The sequence below is a fragment of the Paenarthrobacter sp. YAF11_1 genome, from assembly GCF_052113445.1.
GTDB lineage: Bacteria > Actinomycetota > Actinomycetes > Actinomycetales > Micrococcaceae > Arthrobacter.
Genome location: NZ_JBFRDF010000009.1, coordinates 99,289 through 123,921, shown reverse-complemented (window position 1 = coordinate 123,921; position 24,633 = coordinate 99,289). Strand labels below are relative to the sequence as shown.

The 24,633-nt window shown below is 62.9% G+C and carries 23 protein-coding genes; 20 read left to right on the top strand and 3 right to left on the bottom strand.

What is annotated here, in order from left to right; all coding sequences use genetic code 11:
* Positions 1-48: 48 nt before the first annotated feature.
* Positions 49-1,083, bottom strand: coding sequence for an AAA family ATPase (locus AB4Y77_RS15060; protein ID WP_311212189.1), 1,035 nt, complete (start codon positions 1,081-1,083; stop codon positions 49-51).
* Between the two features lie 158 nt (positions 1,084-1,241).
* Between AB4Y77_RS15060 and AB4Y77_RS15055 the strand changes: the two genes are divergently transcribed.
* The 13 genes from AB4Y77_RS15055 to AB4Y77_RS14995 all read left to right on the top strand — a co-directional run bounded on the left by AB4Y77_RS15055 (position 1,242) and on the right by AB4Y77_RS14995 (position 15,824).
* Complete coding sequence (locus AB4Y77_RS15055) at positions 1,242-2,288, top strand: homoserine dehydrogenase (RefSeq protein ID WP_442014489.1); 1,047 nt, start codon at positions 1,242-1,244, stop codon at positions 2,286-2,288.
* Positions 2,281-3,696 (top strand): aldehyde dehydrogenase family protein, encoded by a 1,416-nt coding sequence (locus AB4Y77_RS15050; RefSeq protein WP_442014488.1) that lies wholly within the window; start codon positions 2,281-2,283, stop codon positions 3,694-3,696. Before AB4Y77_RS15055 ends, AB4Y77_RS15050 begins: the two co-directional genes overlap by 8 nt.
* Complete coding sequence (locus AB4Y77_RS15045) at positions 3,693-5,069, top strand: aspartate ammonia-lyase (RefSeq protein WP_442014487.1); 1,377 nt, start codon at positions 3,693-3,695, stop codon at positions 5,067-5,069. Before AB4Y77_RS15050 ends, AB4Y77_RS15045 begins: the two co-directional genes overlap by 4 nt.
* Positions 5,070-5,128: 59 nt before the next feature.
* Positions 5,129-5,821 carry a histidine phosphatase family protein gene (locus AB4Y77_RS15040; protein ID WP_442014486.1) on the top strand — a complete coding sequence of 231 codons (693 nt, stop codon included), beginning with the start codon at positions 5,129-5,131 and terminating at the stop codon, positions 5,819-5,821.
* A gap of 24 nt (positions 5,822-5,845) precedes the next feature.
* Positions 5,846-6,400, top strand: coding sequence for a DUF3090 domain-containing protein (locus AB4Y77_RS15035; RefSeq protein WP_311212194.1), 555 nt, complete (start codon positions 5,846-5,848; stop codon positions 6,398-6,400).
* Positions 6,400-7,167 (top strand): SCO1664 family protein, encoded by a 768-nt coding sequence (locus AB4Y77_RS15030; RefSeq protein ID WP_442014485.1) that lies wholly within the window; start codon positions 6,400-6,402, stop codon positions 7,165-7,167. The genes AB4Y77_RS15035 and AB4Y77_RS15030 overlap by 1 nt, the downstream gene beginning before the upstream one ends.
* Positions 7,168-7,232: 65 nt before the next feature.
* Positions 7,233-7,535 carry a hypothetical protein gene (locus tag AB4Y77_RS15025; protein WP_311212196.1) on the top strand — a complete coding sequence of 101 codons (303 nt, stop codon included), beginning with the start codon at positions 7,233-7,235 and terminating at the stop codon, positions 7,533-7,535.
* Between the two features lie 435 nt (positions 7,536-7,970).
* Positions 7,971-9,383 (top strand): FAD-binding oxidoreductase, encoded by a 1,413-nt coding sequence (locus AB4Y77_RS15020; protein WP_311212197.1) that lies wholly within the window; start codon positions 7,971-7,973, stop codon positions 9,381-9,383.
* 53 nt (positions 9,384-9,436) lie between these two features.
* Complete coding sequence (locus AB4Y77_RS15015) at positions 9,437-11,089, top strand: ABC transporter substrate-binding protein (RefSeq protein WP_442014484.1); 1,653 nt, start codon at positions 9,437-9,439, stop codon at positions 11,087-11,089.
* Positions 11,086-12,054 carry an ABC transporter permease gene (locus tag AB4Y77_RS15010; protein WP_442014483.1) on the top strand — a complete coding sequence of 323 codons (969 nt, stop codon included), beginning with the start codon at positions 11,086-11,088 and terminating at the stop codon, positions 12,052-12,054. Before AB4Y77_RS15015 ends, AB4Y77_RS15010 begins: the two co-directional genes overlap by 4 nt.
* Positions 12,051-12,905, top strand: coding sequence for an ABC transporter permease (locus AB4Y77_RS15005; RefSeq protein ID WP_442014482.1), 855 nt, complete (start codon positions 12,051-12,053; stop codon positions 12,903-12,905). Before AB4Y77_RS15010 ends, AB4Y77_RS15005 begins: the two co-directional genes overlap by 4 nt.
* 1 nt (position 12,906) lies before the next feature.
* Positions 12,907-14,628: a dipeptide ABC transporter ATP-binding protein gene (locus AB4Y77_RS15000; protein WP_442014481.1), complete on the top strand. Its 1,722-nt coding sequence runs from the start codon at positions 12,907-12,909 to the stop codon at positions 14,626-14,628.
* Positions 14,625-15,824 (top strand): aminotransferase-like domain-containing protein, encoded by a 1,200-nt coding sequence (locus AB4Y77_RS14995; RefSeq protein ID WP_311212202.1) that lies wholly within the window; start codon positions 14,625-14,627, stop codon positions 15,822-15,824. Before AB4Y77_RS15000 ends, AB4Y77_RS14995 begins: the two co-directional genes overlap by 4 nt.
* An 11-nt stretch (positions 15,825-15,835) precedes the next feature.
* Here AB4Y77_RS14995 and AB4Y77_RS14990 read toward each other — a convergent pair whose 3' ends face one another.
* Together AB4Y77_RS14990 and AB4Y77_RS14985 are read right to left on the bottom strand one after the other, a co-directional pair.
* Positions 15,836-16,987 carry a fatty acid desaturase family protein gene (locus AB4Y77_RS14990; protein WP_311212203.1) on the bottom strand — a complete coding sequence of 384 codons (1,152 nt, stop codon included), beginning with the start codon at positions 16,985-16,987 and terminating at the stop codon, positions 15,836-15,838.
* Between the two features lie 13 nt (positions 16,988-17,000).
* Positions 17,001-18,101: a ferredoxin reductase gene (locus AB4Y77_RS14985; protein ID WP_442014480.1), complete on the bottom strand. Its 1,101-nt coding sequence runs from the start codon at positions 18,099-18,101 to the stop codon at positions 17,001-17,003.
* Between the two features lie 429 nt (positions 18,102-18,530).
* Between AB4Y77_RS14985 and AB4Y77_RS14980 the strand changes: the two genes are divergently transcribed.
* The 7 genes from AB4Y77_RS14980 to AB4Y77_RS14950 all read left to right on the top strand — a co-directional run bounded on the left by AB4Y77_RS14980 (position 18,531) and on the right by AB4Y77_RS14950 (position 24,595).
* On the top strand, positions 18,531-19,730 hold the full coding sequence (locus tag AB4Y77_RS14980; protein WP_311212205.1) for a pyridoxal phosphate-dependent aminotransferase: 1,200 nt from the start codon (positions 18,531-18,533) through the stop codon (positions 19,728-19,730).
* Positions 19,727-20,686, top strand: coding sequence for a 2-hydroxyacid dehydrogenase (locus tag AB4Y77_RS14975; RefSeq protein ID WP_311212206.1), 960 nt, complete (start codon positions 19,727-19,729; stop codon positions 20,684-20,686). The genes AB4Y77_RS14980 and AB4Y77_RS14975 overlap by 4 nt, the downstream gene beginning before the upstream one ends.
* Before the next feature lie 142 nt (positions 20,687-20,828).
* The gene (locus AB4Y77_RS14970) at positions 20,829-21,227 is read left to right on the top strand and encodes a bleomycin resistance protein (RefSeq protein ID WP_311212207.1); all 399 of its coding nucleotides are present in this window, start codon (positions 20,829-20,831) and stop codon (positions 21,225-21,227) included.
* Positions 21,228-21,300: 73 nt separating this feature from the next.
* Positions 21,301-22,728, top strand: a complete 1,428-nt coding sequence (mtr, locus tag AB4Y77_RS14965; protein ID WP_311212208.1) for a mycothione reductase — start codon at positions 21,301-21,303, stop codon at positions 22,726-22,728.
* A gap of 103 nt (positions 22,729-22,831) precedes the next feature.
* Positions 22,832-23,560 (top strand): hypothetical protein, encoded by a 729-nt coding sequence (locus AB4Y77_RS14960; RefSeq protein WP_442014479.1) that lies wholly within the window; start codon positions 22,832-22,834, stop codon positions 23,558-23,560.
* A gap of 31 nt (positions 23,561-23,591) precedes the next feature.
* Complete coding sequence (locus AB4Y77_RS14955) at positions 23,592-24,155, top strand: dihydrofolate reductase family protein (RefSeq protein ID WP_311212210.1); 564 nt, start codon at positions 23,592-23,594, stop codon at positions 24,153-24,155.
* Positions 24,156-24,304: 149 nt separating this feature from the next.
* The gene (locus AB4Y77_RS14950; protein ID WP_311212211.1) at positions 24,305-24,595 is read left to right on the top strand and encodes a hypothetical protein; all 291 of its coding nucleotides are present in this window, start codon (positions 24,305-24,307) and stop codon (positions 24,593-24,595) included.
* Positions 24,596-24,633 lie beyond the last annotated feature (38 nt).

Below are 24,633 nucleotides of genomic sequence, written 5' to 3'. Positions count from 1 at the left end.
GCAGTGGTGCCAACCACCGGATCGACGCAGCTCTGTCGGCACGAGCCGTCAGGCGAACCAGCGCCACCAGCGTGAAGGCTCCGGTTCCGGAGCAGGTTCCGGCTGCGGCTCCTGGCCCAGGGCAAGAGCCGCCTCAACGATGTCATCCTCGGTGAGCGTGATGACCGCTTCACGGTCGAGTGCGTCGAGACTCTGTTCGTCGCCGCGCGTCAGCCGCAGTGCCTGGCGATTAAGTGACTGCTCAAACAGGGTGCGGGCGAAACGGGCGTTCCCGGAGTCTTCGCCCGCGTGAAGCCCGGCCAGGATGCGCCGCAACATCTGATCCGCGCCTGGCTCCAGCGTGTACTCGTGTTGGGCCAGCATCTGCTGGAATATCGTCTCGAGTTCGTCCACGGAGTAGTCGGGGAAGGTGATCTCGCGGGCGAAACGGGACCGCAGCCCGGGGTTTGAGAGCAGGAAGGATTCCATGAGGCGCGGGTAACCGGCCACGATCACCACCAAACGGTGGCGGTGGTCCTCCATCCGTTTGAGCAGGATCTCGATAGCCTCGGGGCCGAAGTCCATCCGGCCGTCCTCCGGGGCCAGCGCGTAGGCCTCGTCGATGAACAGGACGCCGTCCAGCGCCCGCCGGATCACCCGGTCCGTCTTGATGGCCGTTGCCCCAACGTACTGCCCTACCAGGCCGGAACGGTCCACCTCGACCAGGTGTCCTTTCTGCAGCAGGCCCACCGCACGGTACATCTCTGCCAGGAGCCGCGCCACGGTGGTCTTGCCCGTGCCCGGGTTTCCGAGAAACACAAGATGCTGGGATGTGGCCACCTCCGGCAGTCCGTGGGCTTTGCGACGTGCCTGGACCTGAAGCAATGCCACCAAGGCCCTGACCTGTTCCTTCACGGTCTCCAGTCCGACCAGCGCATCAAGCTCGGCCTGGACCTCGGACAACGGCCGTGCCGGACCGGGCCGGGCACCGATGAAATCACCCACAAGGTCGTCAACGCGTTCTGAACCTGGCAGCTTGAGTTGATTGGCCAGATGGCCAATGGTTTCCCTCAGCTCATCGAGCGGATTGCGGCCTGCAGCCATACATCCACTGTAGTACTCGCGATCTGAAGCGGCCACGGATCAAACTGCCCGCAATTGGGCGTTTCGGCATCTCCGACGAGCGATTCGTACATAGGTAACTGACACTCCAAGGACTGAGGCTTAGAGGACAGCATCACCGCCCTACCCAAGGAGATCCCGTGACTACTTACAACCTGGCCCTGATCGGTTTCGGAGGCGTTAACCGCGCCTTGGCAGAACTGATCCGCGATGAACCGCAGCGCTTCGCTTCCCTCGGCTTCGAGCTTCGCGTCGTAGCCATCACCGACCTCGCCTTTGGCTCGCTGGTCCAGGGCGATGGGATTGATCTTGCCGCTGTTTTGGCCATGCCTCGCGGGTCTTCTTTCGACGGGCTGCCGGGCGGCAGCCACGACCCCCGCAACGAAGAGGTCATCAAGAACAGCCCCGCCGACATCGTCGTCGAAGCCACCTTCACCAGCCCGGTCGACGGCGAACCAGCCGTCTCGCACGTGAAGTGGGCCATCGAATCGGGCAAGCACGTGGTCGCCACCAACAAGGGACCGGTGGCTCTGCAGGGCACGTCATTGAGCAAGCTCGCTGCAAACAACGGCGTCCGCTTTGAGTATGAAGGCGCCGTCATGAGCGGTACGCCAGTGATCCGTCTGGCCCACAAGATGCTTGGGGGCCTGGGACTCAATGGCATACAGGGGATCCTGAACGGAACCAGCAACTACGTGCTGGGCCGGATGGAAGCCGGTCTGCGCCTGGACGAGGCCATTGCCGAAGCCCAGGACCTCGGCTACGCCGAAGCTGACCCCACCGCTGACATTGGCGGTTCCGACGTTCGGCTCAAGGTTGCCATTTTGGCCAACGAACTTCTCGGCGCCAACATCCACCCCACTGACGTGGAAACCACGGGCATTCAGGACATCACCAGTGACGACGTCGCCCAGGCCTTGGCAAACGACCTCCGTTGGAAGCTGATCGGCGAAGCCCGCCGCGAAAGCGATGGCCGCATCACCGCATCTGTCCAGCCCATCGCCCTTCCGGCTGACCACCCGCTGGCCGGGATTTCCGGTGCCACCAACGCCGTCTCCTTCACCACCGACTTGCTCGGGGCTGTCACAGTTTCCGGCCCGGGTGCTGGTCGCGTCGAGACTGCTTACGCCCTCATTTCCGACATCATTGCCGTCGACGAATTCGTCAAAGGAGCCGTCCGTGCCTGAAACAGCGATTGCAGAAGCCAACTCGCCGGTGGCAATCCAGGATCTGGTGGTGCGCAACAAGTTTGACGGCACCGTCCTGGCCACACTGGACCAGTGCTCCGACGCTGACGTCCGCGTAGAACTTATCCGCGCGGCTGCGGCCGCTCCGGCAGCGGCCGCCATGCCCCGGCATGAGCGCGGCCGGATCCTGGATACCGCCGCCGATCTTCTGCAGGAGCGTTCCCAGAAGGTAACTGAGCTGATCGTCGCCGAAGCCGGCAAGACCATCAAGCAGGCCCGCAAGGAAGTTTCCCGTGCAGTGAACACCCTCAAGCTCTCTGCGGCGGAAACCCGCCGGAACGTTGGCGAAGTGGTCCCGTTTGACTCGTTCGCCGGTTCTGAGAACCGTCAGGGATGGTTTACCCGTGAACCGTTGGGACTCATCGCCGCGATCACCCCGTACAACGACGCATTGAACTTGGTAGCGCACAAGCTCGGACCGGCGATCGCCGGCGGGAACACAGTGATCCTGAAGCCGTCGCAACTGACACCGTTGACGGCTATCCTCCTGGTGGATCTGCTGCGTGAGGCCGGACTGCCCGCGGAGTTCGTCAGTGTTGTCCTGGGCGACCGCACGATCGCCCAAACGATCATTTCCTCCAGGCTGGTCCGCATGGTCTCCTTCACCGGGGGCTTCGCCACCGGCCGGGCGATCGCTGCGAACGCCGGCCTCAAGCGCCTGTCCATGGAACTTGGCGGCAACGCGCCCGTTATCGTCTTCGACGACGCGGACCTTCCAGCCGCCGTCGAAGCCTGCGTCTCGGGCTCTTTCTGGGCCGCCGGGCAGAACTGCATCGGTGCCCAGCGCATCCTTGTCCACCGATCAGTCTTTGACGCCTTCGTTCAGGCCTTCGTCGTGCAAACCGCTGCACTGAAAACCGGGGACCCGCGAAGCGAACAAACCGACGTCGGGCCCATGATCAGCAATGCCTCCGCCGCCGACGCGAAACGGAAGATCGATGAGGCTGTGGCCGCCGGGGCTCAACTCCTCACGGGCGGAACCCTGAACGGGCCGGTCCTCACACCCGCTGTTCTCACCGGAGTCCCCCGGAACTGCGAAGCCTGGAGCGAGGAACTGTTCGCCCCGATCGTCCTGGTCGAGCCGTTCGACACCGCCGAGGAAGCCATCGCACTGGCCAATGACAGCGAATACGCCCTGCAGGCAGGGGTTTTCACCAAGGACCTGGGCCGGGCCCTGGCCACCGCCAAAGCGATTGACGCAGGCGGAGTGATGATCAACGACTCCTCCGACTACCGCCACGACGCCATGCCCTTCGGCGGTTCCAAGTACGGCAGCATGGGCCGCGAAGGCGTCCACTTCGCCTACGAGGAAATGACCCAGCCCAAAGTCATCGCGATTACTTCATGACCACAGGACTAAGAATCGAGCACGACAGCCTCGGCTCCATGGCTGTCCCGAAATCCGCCCTGTGGGGAATCCACACCGAACGGGCCATCCTCAATTTCCCCATCAGCGGCATCCAACTGGGAACCCACCGGCACCTTGTCCGCGCTCTCGCGTTCGTGAAGAAGGCCGCAGCGCTGACCAACACCGAGCTGGGCCTGATCCCCGCCGAGATTGGCGAAGCCATTGCTTTGGCCTGCGAAACTGTGGCCTCCGGCGACGTTGACCACGCATTTCCCGTGGACGTCATCCAAGGCGGCGCCGGAACATCCACCAACATGAACGCCAACGAGGTCATCGCCAACCTCGCACTGGAGACCTTGGGCCATTCCCGCGGCTCCTACGACGTAGTGGATCCGATCGGGCACATCAACAAATGCCAGTCCACCAATGACGTCTACCCGACGGCGGTGCGCCTGGCCCTGGTGTTCGCACTGGAGGACTTGCTGGAACGCCTGGGCCTCCTTTCGGCAGCGTTCGCCGAACGGGGCCAGGCCTTCGCAGCCATCCCCAAGGTTGGACGCACGCAATTGCAGGACGCCGTGCCGATGACCCTCGGTCAAGAGTTCACTGCGTTCTCCGTGACACTCGAGGAAGACCAACGGCGTCTGCGCGAGGCGGCTGCCCTATTGCTCGAGTGCAGCCTGGGCGCCACGGCGATCGGAACGGGCATCACGGCCGACCCTTTGTATGTTGAGCGCATCATCGACAAGCTCTCAGCGGTGAGCGGAGTGCAACTGGTCCGCGCCCACGATTTCGTCGAAGCAACCTGGGACACCGGTGCGTTCATGACGTTCTCCGGAGCGCTCAAACGCACCGCCATCAAGCTCTCCAAGATCTGCAGCGACCTGCGGCTGCTTTCCAGCGGTCCCCAAACAGGGCTGGCCGAGATCCGCTTGCCTCCGCGGCAGGCGGGCTCCTCCATCATGCCCGGCAAGGTCAACCCAGTGATTCCGGAGGTCGTCAACCAGATAGCCTTCTTCGTGGCCGGGGCCGACCTCACCGTCACCATGGCCGCAGACAATGGGCAGCTTCAACTCAACGCCTTTGAACCGGTCATCGCTCACGCCCTGCTGCAATCACTGAGCTGGCTGACCAACGGGACAGATGTTCTGCGGGACCTTTGCGTTGAAGGCATCGAAGCGAACGAGGCCTTGCTGCGGTCCCGGGCACGGGCCTCCACAGCACAAGCCACAGCGTTGCTTCCGCTGCTGGGCTACGCCGTTGCTGCCGACATCGCCCACAAGGCTCTTGTGTCCGGACAGAGCGTCCTCGATATCGCTGTGGGTGAAGGTCTGCTGTTGGCCGAACAAGCCGAGGCCCTGATGATGGCCTGAGACGGGAACACGCGATTCACCGAACCACGCAGGTACGGGCGGGGAACTAGGCTGGGTGGATGGCGACAGTTATTCTCGTGCGGCACGGCCGCACCACAGCCAATGCCACTGGACTGCTGGCTGGCCGGGCCGATGGCGTGAGCCTGGATCAAATGGGGTGCGAACAGGCGGCTGTGACAGCAGACCGGCTCGCAGCCGTGCCGGTAGTCGGGGTGGTGTCGAGTCCTCTTGAGCGCTGCCGGCAGACCGCCCAGTTGATTCTCGCCCGCCAGGCCGGCACGCCATATGCGCCGGTCGACATCGATCTCACCGAATGTGATTACGGCCAGTGGCAGGGCCGCATGCTCAGTGAGCTCGCAACCGAGGATTTGTGGCCAGTAGTGCAAACGCAACCATCCGCCGTCGTGTTTCCCGGGGGAGAATCCATGGCCGCGATGCAGGCCAGGTCCGTGGCGGCAATCAGGCGCCACGATGCAGCCTTCGAAGCCGAGCATGGGCCAGGAGCGGTGTGGGTGGCGGTGAGTCACGGTGACATCATCAAGTCAATCCTTGCCGACGCGCTCGGCATGCACCTTGACCTTTTCCAGCGTATCAACGTTGGCCCCGCCTCCATTTCGATCGTGCGCTACGGGGCTGATCGGCCGAGCGTCTACGCGACCAACACCGATGCCGGTGATCTGTCATGGCTGTCGAACGGCATGCATTCCGGCGATGCGCCGGTGGGCGGCGGTGCAGGTCAGAACGCGCCGTGAATCTTATGTGCCTAAAATACTGACATGCCTACAAGTGTTCACGAGTTTGCCTGGCCTGATCGGGTTGTAGTTGGGACCATTGGCCTTCCGGGGTCGCGGACGTTCTACCTGCAGGTGCGCGCGGGGAAACAGATCGTGAGTATTGCCCTGGAGAAGCAGCAGTCGGCCCAGCTTGCGGAGAAGATCGACGAGATCCTTGACCAGCTCATCACCGTTCAGGGCAACCCGTTCAGCGTTCCGACGAGTACTCCCATTGAGCTTGTGGACAACGAGCCCCTTGAGGCAGTTGACGAGCAGTTTCGCGCCGGAGCCATGAGCTTGGGTTGGGATCCGACCACGGCGCAGGTGGTGATTGAGGCCTACCCCATCGCCGAGGTCGATGCTGATGACAACGACGAACCGCTTGTTGAGGACGGCGCAATCGAAGCCGAAATGCTGCTGGTCCGCATGCCTGTAGGCACCGCCCGTGCATTCGCCAAGCGCACCCGTGAAATCGTCGGCGCCGGGCGCCCGACGTGCCCGCTGTGTGGATACCCCGTAGACGCCGACGGGCACAGTTGCACCCTTCCCGAGGCGTGATGCCGGCGCCGGACTTGGCGACCGCCGAGCTGACGCTCTCTGGCCGCATCACGACGGCTTCAAACGCGACATTCCTGGGCGCCATCGGGGACGTCACAGTCGTTTACAAGCCGATAGCAGGCGAAAGTCCGCTCTGGGATTTTCCCCATGGCAATCTGGCTCACCGGGAAGTGGCTGCCTACCTGGTGTCGCAGGTATTCGGTGGGGACATCGTGCCACGCACCTGGCTGCGCGATGGCCCGTTGGGCGAAGGAATGGTGCAACTCTGGCAAGAGCAAGACCCTTCCCAGCGCGCCGTGGACCTGGTCGCAACGGACCGCGTGCCGCAGACGGGATGGAAGCACGTGCTCGAAGGACAGGATGAGAAGGGACAGATGGTCGCCCTCATTCACGAAGACTCGCCGGCGCTAAGACGCATGGCGGTCTTCGACATGATCGTCAACAATGCCGACCGTAAAGGCGACCACATCCTTGCCATGACGGACGGACGCCGACACGGCGTAGACCATGGACTGACCTTCCACCATGACCACAAGTTGCGCACGGTGCTGTGGGGATGGCTGGGCGACCCGCTTGCCGCCGGGGAACTAGAAGGCATCGATCGTGTGGCCGAGGGTTTGAACGGTGGGCTGGGTCAAAACCTCGCGGACTTGCTGAGCGCCGAAGAAGTCGCATCACTGGCCACACGCTGCGCCAGATTGCGCCTGCTAGGACAGTTCCCGGCTCCAAGCGGTGACATGCCAGCGGTGCCCTGGCCTCTGTTTTAGGGGGAATCCCGGCAACGGGATTCCCCACGAAAACCACCCCACCCACTACTCCGCGAGAAATGAATATGGAACTTTTTGACGCCCACACCGTTGTGATTTCTGCCGTGCTCCTGGTGCACATCACAGGGGTGATGATCGTGGCCGCCTCAGTTGCCGGCCTGGTGATCTCACTCTTCATCGTTGTTCTCGCCGTGCACTCCATCCGAACCACCTGGGACCTGACGCACAACCTGCGAAGCAAGGATCGCTTCAGTGGCATCCTCCGTAAGGTGCTGTCTTCTGTGAAGTCAGGAGCCCTGGAAGCACGTCCCCTGATTTCTGCTGCACGACAGAGAATCCGCCGACTCTCGCCCTTCAAGCCACAGTAGAAGCCGGGCTGGGTCAGGCGGCCGGCACGTCCCTATTGATGTACTTGCCCGGACGCCAGACGTACGCGAAGCAACGGCGGCGGCGCTGAATCGGTCATGCAAGCTAACCAGTCGGTCACCGAGCGACATCGGGCTTCTCGGCGCGACGCCTGGGCGTAGCAAACAGACCACAACTGTCATCTTCGCCGTGCTGGCGGGCGAAGCAGCACCCCCAATAAACAATTCTTTCGCTGAATGACGTTCTCTTACTTAATAGTCCTGTTTACTACCCCCGGTTGAGAACTATTGATCGACGTTTCAGGAAACTCGCGCGTAAATTCCGAATCCCGCTAGCTTTTGAGGACCCAGTCATTTGTGACCGGGATTTCCATCACAAGCCTTTGGGTGCTTCGCGCAGGAATGCCTTGTCATGCACCCGGACGGAGAGACGCCCGCATGACAACACAACAGCTCACCGAAGAACACACCGCATTGCAGGACTACATCCGTGAACTCTCGCGACGAGTCGAAGGCATTGAGATCCTGGCTCCCGGCCCCCGGACCACCCGCTACGGCCACGACGCAGCCACGGCAAAAACTGCAGCCGACAGCGGAAATCCGGGCCCCGGCGTCGTTCTTCCCTCGACGGCCGCCGAGGTTCAGGCGGCAGTGCAGCTGGCCGCGGAGCTTGGCGTGACGGTGGTGCCGCGTGGTGCTGGAACGGGCCTGTCGGGCGGAGCCACCGCACGACAAGACCAGGTGGTCATTTCCACCGAGAAACTCACCAGCATCCTGGAGGTCTCCCCTTTGGATGAAGTAGCTGTAGTAGAGCCCGGTGTCATCAATGCGGATTTGAATAAACACCTTGAACCGTTTGGGCTTTTCTACGCTCCTGATCCAGCGAGTTTCGATATTTCCTCCATCGGCGGCAATATTGCCACCAATGCCGGCGGACTCAGGTGCGCCAAATACGGAGTAACCCGCGAGTCCATCCTGTCGCTCGACGTCGTCCTCGCTGACGGTAGCCTCATCACCATCGGCCACCGCTCCATCAAGGGCGTTACGGGACTGGACCTGACCTCACTGTTTGTCGGCTCGGAGGGAATCCTGGGCATCGTTACACAAGCGACGGTCCGCTTGCGTCCCATCCCGGTGGCCCGCAAGACCGTCAGCGCGTTCTTCAACAGCACAGCGGAGGGCGCCGAAGGCCTCGCGGCCATCACGCTCTCCCCCGTCCGTCCGGCCGCCATCGAATTCTTCGACACCCCCAGCTTGGCCAACATCGACGCCTACTCCGGAACCGCCCTGCGGGAACGCGGGGCCGCCTTGATCCTCATGGAAATCGACGGCTACGGTATCGGCGACCAAGCCGCCGACCTCGCCACAGCGCTCACCGCCGCCGGCGGGCGGGTCACCGTGGAGTCCGATGACGACGCAGTGCGGCTCTGGGAACTGCGCCGCAGCGGCCGTGGCCTCCCCCAGGACAAGTGGTACATCGGCGAGGACATCGCCGTGCCCAAGTCGCAACTGCCCAAGGTCTACGCTGCCTTCCCGGCGTTGGAAGCGCGTTTCGGCGTGGCCATTTCCGCGGTATCGCACGCCGGCGACGGCAACCTCCACCCGCTGATCACCAAGGACAAGACGCCCGACGACGGCGCGAACCCACCTGCCGCCCTCCTGGAAGCGGCCACTGAACTCGTCAAGGTGGCGCTTGCCCTCGGTGGGACGGTCACCGGCGAACACGGCGTGGGAACCATCAAACGCGAATGGGCAGCACTGGAACTCTCGGAGCGCAGCCGCGAGGTGCAGCACGCCATCAAGGCAGCCATCGACCCCCAGCAACTTCTCAATCCCGGCAAGGCCATCTGACCGCCCTGCCCCGCAGCATCCCCCAACGCACCATGACGCATCAGGAGCTAACCATGAACACTTTCAACAACCCTGAATTCCGCAGGCGGGCCTTCCTTGCAGGCCTCGGCGCGCTCAGTACCACGGCACTCGTCACGGCGTGCGGCGGCACAACCGCCAGCACGGGCGCCGGTTCCACCACACCGGTGGATGGCGGTGACGTCACTTTCCTGATTCAGGGGTATGACACCGGCTGGGTTTCCAGCAAGACATCCATCTCCAGCTACGAGGGCAACCTGTGGGGCCAGATCACGGACAAGCTGGTGTATGTCAATGAAAAGGGCGAGTTGAGCCCGTGGGTTGCCGAGAGCTGGGAAGAACTCAACGGCGCCAAGGATTTCATCCTCCACCTGAAGCAGGGCGTGACGTTCTCCGACGGCAGTCCGCTGGACGCAGCAGCCGTGGTCGCCAACCTCAATGCCTGGGCGAAGGGCGATTCCACCCGCGGCGTCAGCAAGGTGGGTTTGTTCCCCTCCAGCAATTTCGTTTCTGCTGAAGCCACAGACGCAGCCACAGTCAAGGTTTCGTTTTCCTCGCCCGCGCTGGGCTTCATTGCCACACTGGCCTATCACGGCTGCATCCTGCTCTCCCCGAAAACCCTCGCGCTCCCGGTGGAAGCGCAGGCGGACCTCAGCCAGGAGATCGGCAGCGGTCCGTTCGTGGTCAAGTCCTGGAAGCAGGGCGACAGCTATGTTCTGGAGAAGCGCAAGGACTACAACTGGGGCCCGGCCGCACTCGGCCACACCGGCCCGGCGCGTCTGGACACCATCACGTACAAGGTCATCAAGGACACCTCGGTCCGGACATCTACGGTCGTTTCCGGTCAGGCTGACGTCGCTTTCAACGTGGAGCCCCAAGAGATCGAATCGCTCAAGGCCCAAGGCTTCACAGTCGGAACACCTCGATACTTGGGCTTCGTGGATGGATTCCAGGTCAATACCCAGGCCTTCCCCACCAATGATCCCGCTGTCCGGAAGGCCATCCAGCACGGCATTGACCGCGAAGAGATCCTCAAAACCGTCTACACCAGCGACTGGAACGCCGCCACCACGTTCATCCAGGGCAACGTTCCTGAAGCCGGCGAGTTCAGCGAAAGCTTCACGTTCGACGCCGATAAAGCCAACAAAATCCTCGACGACGCCGGATGGGCGTCCGGTTCGGATGACTACCGTTCCAAGGACGGCAAGACCCTCGAATTCACACTGACACCCAACCCCTATGTGCCGTCCACCAAGGCAGAGGATGAGCTGATCGCCCAGCAGCTCAAGAAGGTGGGCATCAAGGTCAATCTCAAGGTGGTGGACGTCGCCGGCTACGCCGCGGTGCAGGCCAGCAAGCCGCCGCTCTTCCAAACTTCACGCAGCTTCGTCGACGTCGGAACGGTCGCCGGTGTCCTGACCAGCCAGAACAAGGGTGAAGACTGGTTCGGACTCGGTACCAGCGATCAGAAGCTGAACGAGCTTTCCACCGCAATTGCCACTGCCTCGGACCGGGCCTCCCGCGAAAAGGTTGCCGACGAACTGCAGCAGTACGTCCTCGAACAGGGCTACTTCATCCCGCTTAACCAACTCGTCCAGCGCCTGTACCTGATCAGCCCCAAGATCAAGGACGTCCAGTACAACGGCCTGGCATACGCCAACTTCTACACCGCCTGGATCTCGCAGTGACAGGCGACTACAGGCGCTTTGCGCTGACGCGCGCAGGCCAGGCGATCGTCGTCGTCCTTCTCGCCTATGTGTTCACCTTCCTGATCATCAGCGTCCTCCCGGGCGACGCCATCACCAATACGCTCAGGGACCCGCAGCACGGCCTGAGCGAGGAAGACATCCAGCGGATTGTTGCCTTCTACGGCCTCGATCAACCGGTGATTGTCCAGTTGCTGTTGTCCTTGGGACGCTTCCTGAGGGGGGAACTGGGATTCTCGCTGCAATCCAACCTCCCAGTGTCCCAACTGGTGGGTGACGCCCTGCCCTCGACGCTGACGCTGGCCACGACCGCCCTTGTCATCGCCGTCATTTTTGCTGTCGCCATTGCCTACGGCGCGCAGTATCTGCCCGGCAAATGGGCTGCAGTGGTCCGGTCCATACCGTCGTTCTTCCTGTCGGTCCCCAACTTCGTGATCGGCCTGGTACTGATCGAGTTCTTCGCCTTCCGGCTGCACTCGTTCACCACCACCGATCCCAACAGCCCGGTGGCCACCTTGTTCGCCGCCATTACCCTGGCCATCCCGGTCTCAGCGCCCCTGGCCGAAGTCCTGATCGCGAGCCTGGACCATGAATCCCGGCAGGAATACGCTGCGGTGGCCCGTTCACGCGGGTTAAGCGAGGCCAGGCTCTTCGCGAAACATCTTGTGAAGCCCTCAGCCCTGCCGTCGGTAGCCATGGTGGCCCTCATCGTGGGCGAACTGCTGGGCGGTTCTGTGATCACTGAGACCATCTTCGGACGGGACGGGATCGGCACCGTGGTCCAGAAGGCCGTTACCGGTGAGGACCAGCCGGTCCTGCAAGCAATCGTTTCTTTGTCAGCCGTGGTCTTCGTCGCCGTGAACCTGGTGGCGGATCTTGCCTCGCCGCTGTTGGATCCCCGCGTCAAGCTCCGCGAGACCAAACTCAAGGAGAAGGTGGGCGCATGACTGCCATCCTCAGCAACACACAGCTCCGGAACAGTGGAGCGGCGCCCAGGAAACTCAACGCCGGCCTGCCCCCGGCAACGGTCATGTTGTCCTTCGCCGTAGTCCTGGTGGTCATCCTGTGGTCACTGGTCCCAGGCCTCTTCACCACCCTGAGCCCTGTCACGGGCGATACTGCGAGCAAGTTGGCGGCACCAAGCGCCGCTCACTGGTTCGGCACGGATTACCTCGGCCGCGACCAATACGCCCGGGTAGTCCACGGAACCGCATCCTCGGTAACAAGTGCACTGGTGGCCGTGCTCATCGGCCTGGTGATCGGCAGCATCATCGGCCTGGCCAGCGGCTTCCGCGGAGGCTGGGTGGATGCAATCCTGGGCCGCTTCGTTGACGTCCTGCTGGCCATTCCCGGCTTCCTCCTCGCAGTTGTCATCGTCAGCTCACTGGGTTTCCAGACCATCAACGCCGCGATCGCCACCGGAGTGTCCGCCGTCGCAGTCTTTGCCCGGCTGATGCGGGCAGAAGTGATGCGGGTCCGCAGCGCCACCTACGTTGAAGCGTCCTATCTTGAGGGCGGAAACCGGCTGCACGCGCTGCTGGGACACGTCCTTCCCAACGCGTACCGCTCGGTCCTGGTCTTGGTAGTCCTGCAGTTCGGTACGTCCATCCTGGTCATCGCCTCCCTGGCCTTCCTCGGCTACGGCGATCCGCCCCCTGCCTCGGACTGGGGACTCCTGGTCGCCTCGGGCAAAACCTACGTCACAGCTCCTTGGCTTGTGTACGCGCCCGCTGCGGTCATCGTGGTCACCGTCCTGTCCGTGAACCGCATCAGCCGCTGGCTGCGAAACGCCAAGTGATATGACGACTCCTCGAAAGGACACCGACGTGTCAGCTGACCTACTGACGGTGGAAGGCTTGTCGATCGCCTACGGTCCCACCGCCGTCGTTCATGACGTTTCTTTTTCGGTCGCCAAAGGCGAAAGCCTGGCGCTTATCGGCGAATCCGGCTCCGGCAAGTCGACCATCGCCAAGGCCGTCCTGCGCCTGCTCCCCCACGGTGAAGCGACGGCCACGGGCCGAGTGGCATTGAACGGACGGGACGTTCTGGCCTTGCCCGAAAAGCAGTTCCGTCCCCTGCGCGGTCGGGAACTCGGGTTTATCCCGCAGGACCCCGCCTCCGCGCTAAACCCGGTCCGGACCATCGGCGCGCAGGCACATGAAGCTGCGGCGCTGCTCGGCGAAACCGATCCGTCAGTTCGCCGTGGCAAGATCCTGGAGGTGCTGGAGCAAGTGGGACTGCCCGATCCCGTACGGGTATACGACTCCTACCCTCACCAGCTTTCGGGCGGCATGCTCCAGCGCGTCCTGATCGCGCTCACCGTGCTGCCCCGCCCGTCCCTGATCGTGGCCGACGAACCTACGTCCGCCCTGGACGTAACCGTACAAAAACTGATCCTGGACCTGCTCACCGAGCTCCGCCAGGAGCTGGACATCAGCCTGCTCCTCATCACACACGACCTTGCCATCGCGGCCGAACGGGCCAATTCCCTGGTGGTGCTGAAGGACGGCGCAGTGCAGGAAAGCGGCTCGTCGCAGGCCGTCTTCGCTTCACCTCAAACGGACTACGCGCGCAGCCTGCAAGCGGACGTCCCCGCGCTTCATCCGGACCGGTACCGGGACCAGCGTGCTGCTTTTCATACGGCGCACGACGACGGCTCCCGAAGTGGGGCAATCGCCTCACCGTCAGCGGGCCTCCAGATTGATGTCCAGGATGTGACGAAGCGCTTCTCGGCCGGTGGAAAGGACATCCTTGCCTGCGACGGCGTGTCCTTTTCCATAGAACGCGGACGGACACACGCACTCGTTGGCGAATCCGGCTCCGGCAAGACCACTGCGGTGCGGCTGCTGCTTGGACTGGAACAGCCGGACAGTGGGCAGATCTCGGTTGCCGGCCAATCGACGTCGGGAAGGTCGCGTGCGGAAGTGCGCGACATCCGCCGGCACCTCCAACTGGTCTACCAAAACCCATTCACCTCCCTGGACCCCACGTGGCGTGTGGGCAGGATCGTCCGCGAGCCCCTGGACCAGTTCGGTGTGGGCTCCAAGCCGGAGCGTGCCCAGCGAGTGCACGAGGTGTTGGCAGCCGTGGGGCTGCCGGCCGATGTCACGACGAGGCGGCCTGCGCATCTGTCCGGTGGCCAGCGCCAGCGCGTAGCGATTGCCCGGGCGTTGGTGTTGAGGCCCGACGTCGTGGTTCTGGATGAGCCGACGTCCGCCCTGGACGTGAGCGTGCAGGCAGGGATCCTGGAACTGCTGTCCAAACTGCAGCGCGAGCTGGGCCTCACCTACTTGTTCGTCTCGCATGATTTGGCGTTGGTAAGGCAGGTGGCTGACTCCGTTTCCGTCCTGCGAAAGGGGCAAGTGGTGGAAGACGGAGCTGTGGAGGACATCTTCTCGCGACCGCAACATCCCTATACCCGTGCACTCCTCGACTCGATCCCCCTGGCTGCACCGGCTGCCGCTGCCCCGCTTGGCACGGTAGCCACAGAAGTCAAACAACTAGCAAAGGCCACAGCATGACCACCCAGACCCTGACAACCACCCGGCGTCCCGCGCTGATCGAGGCCTTCACTGCACCGAAAGGATTCGGCGACCAAACGCTCCGGGACCGCAGGGCAGATGCCATCGAACTTCTGGGCGGCATCCCTGACCCCGGGGTCCTCCCCACGGCGGAACTTGCCGCCGCAACGGCCCGAGTGCTGGCGAAGCCCGGCGTACCGGCACTCCAATACTCGCGAACGGAAGGCATCTCCCCGCTGCGTGAGTGGATCGCCGATCGCGAAGGTGTTCCGGTGGATCGGATCCTGATCACCAACGGCGGCTTCCACGGGCTCTCCCTGGCCATCCAGTCCGTGGTGGAACGCGGAGACCTGGTGGCCGTGGACAACCCAATCTTTCCGCTGTTCCTGCGAGGGCTTCAGTTGTCGGATGCGCGGACCCTGCCCGTGTTCGTGGGGCCCAAGGGCCTGGACGTTGATCATCTTTCGGACCAGTTGCGCGCAGGCGCCCGCCCCTCAGCGCTCTACACCGTACCGGACTTCCACAATCCTTCCCAAGGGACGCTGCCCGAAGAGGCCAGGAAGGAGTTGGTGCGGCTGGCCGAGCACTACGGTTTCGTGATCCTGGCCGACAACCCGTACCGCGAACTTCGTTTTGCCGGTGAACAGGAGAGCGTGGGGGAATTCAATGCCTCGGATCACGTCCTCCACATCAACACGTTCACCAAAACTCTGGGCCCGGGACTTCGCCTCGGCTGGACCGTGGCACCCGAGCGACTGTCCCGCGATCTTGTGGCTTTGCGGAGCAGGCAGGATTCGCACAGCTCCACTCTGGTTCAAGCGATCATAGGAGAACTGGTGACCTCCGATCCCGGGATCTTCGACGCAACACTGGACCGTGCCCGTGCACTGTATCGAAATCGGGCCGAAACGCTTGTTGCAGCACTGCATCGCGAGGCACCAGGCGCGTTCGAGACCGTCCTTCCCGACGGCGGGCTGTTCCTCTGGCCCAAACTGGCAGACTCATCGGTGGACCCTGACAAACTTGCCGCCGACGCCAGCGCCGAAGGTGTTGAGTACCAGCGGGGCTCGTTCTTCCCCTCGGGTCCGGGGACCGACGCTGACCGGCACTTGCGCCTGGCTTACGGCGACGTTCCAGCCCCGAAGCTTGAGGAAGCGGCAGCGCGCCTGGGACGCGCACTCAAGCGGCAGAGCTAAGGCAGGGCGGGCTAAGGGAGAGCGAGCTTAAAGACCTTAGCCCACGCGGAACCGACCTGTTTCAGCAGCGGCCCTGTGGTGTACTTCAAGCCGTAACGCTGGCAAATGTCACGGACCTTGGGCGCAATCTCGGCGTAGCGGTTGGACGGCAGGTCAGGGAAGAGATGGTGCTCGATCTGGTGCGACAGATTCCCTGTCATGAGGTGCATGAACCGTGAGCCCGAGATGTTGGCGGATCCGATCATCTGACGGACGTACCAGTCACCGCGGGTTTCGCCTTCCACCATGTCCTCTGTGAACGTGTCCGTTCCTTCCGGGAAGTGGCCGCAGAAGATGACGGAGTGCGCCCAGACGTTGCGGACGGCGTTGGCAACGAGTGTGCCGTAGAGGGCTTGTTTCCCGGAACCCGACAGCATTGCCAGGGCCGGGGTGGCCGCATAGTCCTTGGCAAACTGTTTGAGCGCCTTCCGCCCCAACGCTTTGAGGTCCTTGTTCATGGCCTCTTTCGACTTCAGGCCCTCCTTGTACTCGGGGATCTCCAAGTCGTAGAGGGCTATGCCCCATTCAAAAACGGGCGCAAGCACTGCGTTGTAGAGCGGATTGCCCAGGTTGAAGGGCTTCCACTCCTGGTCGGGGTCCATGCGCAGAAGGTTGTAGCCGACGTCGCGATCCTTGCCAACCACGTTGGTCCAGCGATGGTGGAGGTCGTTGTGCGTGTGCTGCCACGAACGCGACGGGGTAACGAAGTCCCATTCCCAGGTGGTGGAGTGGATGTCCGGGTCACGCATCCAGTCCCACTGGCCGTGGAGGATGTTGTGGCCAAGTTCCATGTTCTCCAGGATTTTTGCCAGGCTGAGGAGTGTCGTGCCGGTGAACCAGGCAGCTTTGTTCTTGCTTACCAGCAATGCGGCACGACCTGAGATTTCCAACCCACGCTGGATCTTGATCATCCGCCTGATGTAAGCGGCGTCGCTGGAGCCTCGCTTGGCAAGGATTTCGTCACGGATCGCATCGAGCTCACGGCCCAGTTGGGCTACTTGCTCGTCGCTCAGGTGTGCGGCCGCCGGCGGCCGAACCGTGGGCCGTCCCGCATCAGCAAGGGCACCGCGCCGGGTCTTGGATCCGACGGCGGTGACGGAGCCTTTGGCTGAAACCACTGACATGCTGTTGTACTCCTCAGATTTCCAGGTTGACGGGCCCGGCGGCTGCCGAGACACAAGTTTGGATAAGTTCCCCGGGCGCCCCATGGATCTCACCGGTGCGCAGATCGCGGACCCTCCCGGCAAGCAAAGGAGTCAGGCAGCTGTGACAGATACCCATGCGGCAGCCGCTGGGCATCAGCACCCCTGCGTCCTCGCCGACGTCGAGGAGAGGGACACCGCCGTCGGCCTGGACCTCGCGATCGGAAGTTTCGAACGTGACCACGCCGCCTTCACTGCCGTCCCCGCCCAGGAGCTCGGTGCTGAAGCGCTCGATAGTGAGCGAGCCGTGCCCTGTTCCACCGGTGGCTGACTTCCCTGACGTGGCGGCAGGAGTCAACGCTGCCTGGTTCCACATAGCTTCGGCGTCATCCAGGAAAGACCCAGGGCCGCACGCGTACGCTGCCCTGTCACGCCAGTCCGGGCACACGTCCTCGAGGACGGCCGTGGATGCGAAGTTCATGCGGCCACGTCCACTGGTGTGCCACTGCACCACGCGGAAGTTGGGAAACTGATCAGCAAGTTCGTCCAGTTCCTCGCGGAAGATACTGTCGCCTTCTTCGCGGGAGGAATGGATCAGGACAACGTCTGCATCGGGGCGGCTGGGGACAAGCGTCCGAATCATTGACATCACGGGAGTGATGCCGCTTCCCGCTGTGAGCATGAGTAGTGAACGGGGGTGCTCAGGGAGGACAAAGTCGCCCTGGGGCGGAGCAAGGAAGAGGACGTCACCCACCTTGGTCTTACGGACCAAGGTTCCGGAAACGGATCCAACGTCCGTGACAGTGATGGCCGGACCTTTACCAGCCGGCGCACTCAGCGAATAGGACCGCCATTGGCGGACCCCATTGATTTCTACGCCTATTCTCGCCCACTGGCCGGCGAGGTGGGCATGCCAGCCGCGGCCGGGCCGGAAGAAGATGGTGGCTGATTGAGCTGTTTCGTGGACTACCTCGGTGACGACCCCCCGCAACTGACGGGATGAATAGACCGGGTTGAACAGCGCCATGACATCCTCCGGCGCAAGCGGGGTGGTCAAGACCGAGGCGATGCGGGCCAAGGGACGAAAGCTGACCATGGACTACTCCTCGCAACGACGGAGACCGAAGACCTCGACCACGGATGTCGGGATATCCGAACTAGCAAATATCATAAGCATACTTACAACCTCACTCCCTGCAACATTGGGAAGGCCCCACGGGAGGGGCTTCAGCGGGAATGGGGTGAAATCCTAGGAGTGGACAGCGGTGATTCGCGCCGCCTCACCGAGCCTTTTCACCCATGCCGGTTCAGTAGAAAAACAGTAGTACGCCCAACGGATGACGTGCAAACCCGCAATCGACCGAGCCCATCAATGCGGCATTTCCCCGTTGGTGGATTAACGGGTTTGCTCATCGGGGTCGCCGCTCGAACGTTCGTGTCCTTTCGCGGAACATGCCATTCCTGATATATTAGTTAAGTATTAGATGTCTACGGAAGACTCTTAACTCAACGAGGAGTAAACAGCATGCAGCAACTCGCGCATCGACTCGAACGGCTCGGCACGGAAACCGCCTTTAGCGTCGCCCAAGCTGCGGCGGCCTGGAAGGCGAAGGGGAATCTTGTTTACCCCTTCCACCTCGGGGACATCAACATCCCAACCGCCCCACATATCGTCGAGGCGATGACCAAGGCAATCGCTGACGGGTACACGGGCTACTGTCCCGGCCCAGGCATCCCACAGCTCCGCGAAGCCCTCGCCGAGGACCTCGGCTCACGCCGTGGCATGACCTTCTCTGCCGATAACGTCGTGGTGATGACGGGCGGCAAGCCGGTCATCACGAAGTTCCTTCAGGCTGTGATGAACCCCGGGCAGGAGGTGCTCTACCCGAATCCCGGCTTCCCCATCTACGAATCGCAGATCGAATACCTCGGAGGCACAGCGGTGCCGTACCGTTACGTCCCCACGAGCCAGGGCTTCTCGATCGACCTGGACCAAGTTCGCGCGTCCATCACCGCTAACACGGTGGCGATCATCTACAACGACCTGCAGAACCCCATCTCCGCAGAATCAACTGCGGTTGAGCGTGAGGCCATCGCTCAGATCGCCCAGGAGCACAACCTCTGGGTCCTCTCCGACGAGGCCTACTTCGAGACCCGCTACGAGGGTGCCTCCAGCTCGATCGCGTCCATCCCGGGCATGGCAGATCGCACGGTCATCCTCTACACCTTCAGCAAGAAATTCGCCATGACCGGCTCACGCCTCGGCTGCGCAGTCGCACCACTTGAGATCGCAAAAGTCCTCAGCACCCTCAACACCAACGACGAATCGTGCACCACCCACTACGTGCAATGGGCAGGCATCGAAGCACTTCGCGGCACCCAGGAACCCGTCCAGCAGATGCTCGACATCCTGCGTGAGCGCCGGGATGCTACCTGCGAGCTCGTCAATTCCGTCCCCGGAATGCACGTCGCCGTGCCGCAATCGACCTTCTACCTGTTCCCGGACGTCACCGATGTCATGGAGACAATGGGTTACACGGCAGTGGGCGACTTCGCCAGCGACGCGCTGTACAAAACCGGCGTGTCCTTCTGCACTCGTGAGCACTTCGGCCGACGCCAACCTGGAGAAGAACGGCAGTACATCCGGCTCGCGTACTCAGGAATCGACGTCGCCAACATCCGCGATGGCCTCGGCCGGCTCCGCGAATGGATCGTGGCAGCATGAGCCGGGTTGTCGTCACGGGACGCATCCCCGACTCTGCGATTGAAAAGCTTCGCGCGGAACACGACGTCGATGCGTGGAGTGGCCCGGAATCCATTGGGCGGGAAGAACTCCTGCGTCGCGTAGCTGGTGCCGACGCCATCGTGTCCCTGCTCACCGAGCGCGTTGATGCCGAACTGCTCGACGCCGCCGGACCGCAGCTCAAAGTCGTGGCGAACGTCGCCGTCGGCTATGACAACATCGACGTACCCGCCTGCAACGAACGGGGCATCATGGCCACCAATACGCCGGGCGTGCTCACGGAAGCCACGGCCGACATCGCCTTCGGCCTTATTCTTATGGCGACCCGTCGGCTCGGCGAGGGTGAACGACTCATCCGCTCGGGGCAGCCTTGGAAGTGGGGCATGTTTTTCCTGCTCGGGTCCAGCCTGCAGGGCAAGACACTCGGCATCGTAGGCATGGGCGGCATCGGCCAAGCGACCGCGCGCCGGGCCAAAGCCTTCGGCATGGAAATCGTGTATCAGTCCCGCAGCGAGATCGATCCCACGATCGCTGCCGAACTGGATGCACGACGCGTCGATCTCGACGAGCTCCTGGCCGTCTCCGACGTCGTCTCCCTGCACTGCCCCTACGGTCCCGGCACCCATCACCTGATCGGGGCAGAACAACTCGCCGCCATGAAGAACTCCGCGTTCCTCGTCAACACCGCGCGCGGACCCATCGTCGATGAGAATGCGCTGGCAACAGCTCTCCGGGAAGGGGCAATCGCAGGAGCCGGACTCGACGTTTACGAGCAGGAGCCCCACGTCCATCCCGGGCTACTGGAATTGGACAACGTTGCGCTCCTGCCGCACCTTGGCTCGGCGACTGTGGAGACGCGCACCGCCATGGCCATGCTGGCCGCCGACAACGCCCTCGCCGTGCTGAGCGGGGAACAACCGCCGGCACCGATCGCTTAGTGCGTTGGGGATACACAACGAGCAGAACCGGCCAGCGAAAAGTTGACTCCACTATGCCCTGGTCGGGCGACTGGGTAATTCGTTAGGGGTGTCCGTGCTTCACGGACACCCCTGGCGTGTCCCGTCTACCTACTATGGGAACATGGCCTTGACCTCGGCACGCGACCTTGCCGTCCCGAATCTCCCCTCTGGAAACTTCGATGTGACTGAAGCCTTCTACGGTGGTTTCGGTTTTGAACGCCGGTTCCGTGATCAGGGCTGGATGATCCTGGCCCGGGCCGGACTGCAGTTGGAGTTCTTTCCGGCCCCTGGGCTCGATCCGTATTCCAGCAGCTTCATGTGTTGCCTCCGCGTAGCTGACGTCGACGAACTCTACGCCGCCATTCTCCAATCCGGCGTCCCGGTCACTACCGCCGGGATGCCACGCCTCCATCCGGTGCGTAGGCAGACGTGGGGTCTCCGTGCCGGATACCTCATCGATCCAGACGGCACCCAGCTCACCCTTATCGAACAGCGGCCAGCCAGCGCTGATCCGGGCTGAGGGCGCCCATCGGCCTATCCCTTCGCGCCGTGTTCAGTAGGGTTGAGAAGACTCGAGAGTGAGGACTACCCACATGCACACCACTGCCACCAAGGCCGCCGTGGATCGGCATTACGACCTGGTCATCATCGGCACGGGTTCCGGGAACTCCATTCCCGGACCCGGGTTCGAAGACCGGTCGATCGCGATCATCGAGGAAGCGTCGTTCGGCGGCACCTGCCTGAACGCCGGCTGCATCCCTTCGAAAATGTACGTGCACACCGCCGATACCGCGCTGCAGACCGCCAGGTCCGGACGGCTGGGCCTGGATGCCGAGGTCAACTCCGTAGACTGGCCGGGCATAGTGAGCCGGATCTTCGAGAACCGCGTCGACCCAATCGCGGCCGCCGGTGAGGAATACCGCCGCGGCCCACAGACCCCGAACATCGATGTCTATGACCAGCACGCAGTCTTCGTCGCAGAACGCACCTTGCGCACGGGCCAAGGCCCCCACCAGAAAACCATCTCGGGTGACCAAGTCGTCATCGCCGCAGGCTCGCGCCCCTTCATCCCCGAGGTCATCGCCGCCTCGGGCGTGCGGTACCACACCAATGAGGACATCATGCGGCTCCCCCAGCTGCCCAAATCCTTGGTGGTCATCGGTGGTGGCTACATCGCCATGGAGTTCGCCCACGTCTTCGACGCCCTCGGCACCGACGTCACCATCATCGCCCGCTCCACACTCCTGCGGAACCTCGACGAAGACCTGCACGCCCCCTTCAACGACCTCGCCGCCGAACGCTTCGCCGTCCGGTCCGGCAGGACCATCATCGGCGCCGACCAGACAGACCAAGGCATAACCGTCAGGCTCGACGACGGCTCCTCCGCCACCGGGGAGGTACTGCTGGTAGCCACTGGGCGCGTCCCCAACGGGGATCTGCTGGACCTGCCCTCCGGCGCGATCGAGACAACAGGGGCCGGGCGCATCAAGGTCAATGAGTACGGCCGGTCAACCTCCGCTGAGGGTGTTTGGGCCCTGGGCGACGTGTCATCGCCCTTCATGCTCAAACACGTCGCCAACGCCGAGATGCGCGCAGTGCGCCACAACCTGCTGAACCCGGAAAACCTGCAGAAAATGCCACACGACCACGTCCCCGCCGCCACCTTCACCCACCCCCAGATCGCCACCGTCGGGATGACCGAATCCCAAGCCCGCGAACACGGCCACAACGTGACGACCAAAGTCCAAAGCTACGGGGACGTCGCCTACGGTTGGGCCCTGGAAGACACCACCGGCATCTGCAAGCTCATCGCCGACCAAGACACCGGCAAACTCCTCGGCGCCCACTACATGGGCCCCCAAGCATCAACCCTGATCCAGCAAATGATCACGGTCCTGGCCTTCGACCTCGACGTCCGTCAGTTCGCCGCCAACCAATACTGGATCCACCCCGCACTGCCCGAAGTCACCGAAAACGCCCTGCTGGGTCTTACCTTCACCCAACCAGACCGCACCGATTAGATTCCGGCTGAACCAGAGCCGCCGCCGGCGCTTCTGAGCACCCCTCGCAACTTTGCCGTACGCTGTGCAGAGTTGCTGCTCTCCTACGCGTGAGGATGAAGCCATGTCAGGCGAGATTACTGTGCCACTGCTGCCCTGCCGATCCATCGACGAGATCGCGGACTTCTACGAGATGCTCGGTTTCGAACGCACTTACTGGCAGACCAAGCCCTACCCCTGTGTCGGCCTCCGTCGCGAAGACTTCCAGTTGCAGTTCTTTGGGTTGGACGGCTTCGACCCGGAGGCTTCGTACGGGTCGTGTGTGGTCCTGGTCGAGGACACCATGGCTCTCTACGAAGCCTTCGCCGCCGGCATGCGCGCGGTGCACGGCAAGGTGCTGGTCGCCGGTATCCCGCGAATGACCAGGCCACGCAAGCGGAAGAACACCGGCAACGCCGCCGGCTTCTCGGTGGTCGACCCCGGCGGCAACTGGATCCGGATCTTCCACAACACCGACACGGCGGACGACAGCACCGACGAACCGACCAGCCAGCTTGCGAAGGCCATGCAGAACGCGGTGGTGCTGGGCGACTCAAAAGGCGACACCCGGCAGGCCGCCCGGATCCTGGACAGCGCACTGAACAGGCACCGCGCGTCGACGCCAGTCATTGACCTTGTGGAAGCGCTGGTCTACGGCGCCGAGCTCTCGATGCGGCTCGGTGACCGGGCTCGGGCGGGCGTACTGCTGGCGGAGGTCGCAGCCGTAGAGCTCACCGGCGAGCAGCGGGAGAACCTAAGCGAGGCACTGGCGAACGCGGCCAATCTGGAACAAGCACGGACCGCCGGGGACTAACCTTAAACTACCTTCCACACGAGGAAAAGACATGGGCAAAGTAGCCTGGGGATTCACATGCTCGATCGACGGTTTCATCGCTGGGCCTGGACACGACATGAGCTGGTTATCCGATGCCGAACCACTCGAAAACGGCACCACGGAGCGTATGGCAGGCGAGGTAGCAGTGATCATTTCCGGCAGGGACGGCTACGACGCCGCGAAAGCCCAACGGGACGAGCGGGATCAGATGACCGCCGAGGCTTACGGCGGCGCCTGGTCCGGGACCGAGTTCATCCTCACCCACCGGCCTGAGGAGATAGCCGACGACCCCACCATCATTGCGCTTAACTGCGACATCGTGGAGGCGGTCCGCCGCGCCCAGGAGATCGCCGGCGACAAAGACATTCAGATCATCAGCGCCGACATCGCGCGCCAAGCACTGGAACTCGACCTCATCGACGAACTCCAAGTCTTCGTGGCCCCAGTGTTCCTCGGCGATGGCACCCGCATCTTCGATGTCCCCGGCGGGCGCCGCTACGATTGGGAGCTCGTCCAGATGTATGAGGGCGCCGAACGCAGTTTTGGGCGAACCTACCGGCCGAAGCGGCGCTAGGTTTTGCGTGCCGGCTGCGCCCGGTACACACAAGCCGAAGGACTGCAGAAACTCCATTCCCATCCATGAGCGTGGCAGCTCCGAATGACTGATGGCGCGCCACCCTGTGGCGCGCGGACAACATCAGCTACGTAAATGGAGAAGACCCCGTGAACAAGCCCACCAGGAACGCCGCCCGCATCGCAGTCGGAACCGTCCTTGCAGCCTCCGCCTTCACCCTTGCTTCTCTCCCTGCACAAGCAGCCACAGCAGCCCCCGCCCCAACGACGGCAAGTGAAACTTCGGCCCCTTCCAGCGCAGGTACCCTCGACGGCGGAATTCTCGGCGGCTTCCTTGCCGGTGGCATCCTGAACGGTGGAATCATCAACGGCCCTCTCATCAATGGACCACTCATCGACGGTGAAGTGCTTGGCCTTCTGCAGCTTGGCCAGTTCCAGTAGCAGAGCACCATGACGCGGCAGTCCTGATTCCCAGGGCT

Coding starts and splice junctions, on each gene's coding strand:
- AB4Y77_RS15040 (WP_442014486.1), top strand. CDS start 5,129: ATGGCGACAGTTATTCTCGTGCGGCACGGCCGCACCACAGCCAATGCC.
- AB4Y77_RS15060 (WP_311212189.1), bottom strand. CDS start 1,083: ATGGCTGCAGGCCGCAATCCGCTCGATGAGCTGAGGGAAACCATTGGC.
- AB4Y77_RS14990 (WP_311212203.1), bottom strand. CDS start 16,987: ATGTCAGTGGTTTCAGCCAAAGGCTCCGTCACCGCCGTCGGATCCAAG.
- AB4Y77_RS14970 (WP_311212207.1), top strand. CDS start 20,829: ATGGCCTTGACCTCGGCACGCGACCTTGCCGTCCCGAATCTCCCCTCT.
- AB4Y77_RS14975 (WP_311212206.1), top strand. CDS start 19,727: ATGAGCCGGGTTGTCGTCACGGGACGCATCCCCGACTCTGCGATTGAA.
- AB4Y77_RS14960 (WP_442014479.1), top strand. CDS start 22,832: ATGTCAGGCGAGATTACTGTGCCACTGCTGCCCTGCCGATCCATCGAC.
- AB4Y77_RS15045 (WP_442014487.1), top strand. CDS start 3,693: ATGACCACAGGACTAAGAATCGAGCACGACAGCCTCGGCTCCATGGCT.
- AB4Y77_RS15005 (WP_442014482.1), top strand. CDS start 12,051: ATGACTGCCATCCTCAGCAACACACAGCTCCGGAACAGTGGAGCGGCG.
- AB4Y77_RS15015 (WP_442014484.1), top strand. CDS start 9,437: ATGAACACTTTCAACAACCCTGAATTCCGCAGGCGGGCCTTCCTTGCA.
- AB4Y77_RS14985 (WP_442014480.1), bottom strand. CDS start 18,101: ATGGTCAGCTTTCGTCCCTTGGCCCGCATCGCCTCGGTCTTGACCACC.
- AB4Y77_RS14980 (WP_311212205.1), top strand. CDS start 18,531: ATGCAGCAACTCGCGCATCGACTCGAACGGCTCGGCACGGAAACCGCC.
- AB4Y77_RS15020 (WP_311212197.1), top strand. CDS start 7,971: ATGACAACACAACAGCTCACCGAAGAACACACCGCATTGCAGGACTAC.
- AB4Y77_RS14995 (WP_311212202.1), top strand. CDS start 14,625: ATGACCACCCAGACCCTGACAACCACCCGGCGTCCCGCGCTGATCGAG.
- AB4Y77_RS14955 (WP_311212210.1), top strand. CDS start 23,592: ATGGGCAAAGTAGCCTGGGGATTCACATGCTCGATCGACGGTTTCATC.
- AB4Y77_RS15030 (WP_442014485.1), top strand. CDS start 6,400: ATGCCGGCGCCGGACTTGGCGACCGCCGAGCTGACGCTCTCTGGCCGC.
- AB4Y77_RS15025 (WP_311212196.1), top strand. CDS start 7,233: ATGGAACTTTTTGACGCCCACACCGTTGTGATTTCTGCCGTGCTCCTG.
- AB4Y77_RS15035 (WP_311212194.1), top strand. CDS start 5,846: ATGCCTACAAGTGTTCACGAGTTTGCCTGGCCTGATCGGGTTGTAGTT.
- AB4Y77_RS15000 (WP_442014481.1), top strand. CDS start 12,907: ATGACGACTCCTCGAAAGGACACCGACGTGTCAGCTGACCTACTGACG.
- mtr (WP_311212208.1), top strand. CDS start 21,301: ATGCACACCACTGCCACCAAGGCCGCCGTGGATCGGCATTACGACCTG.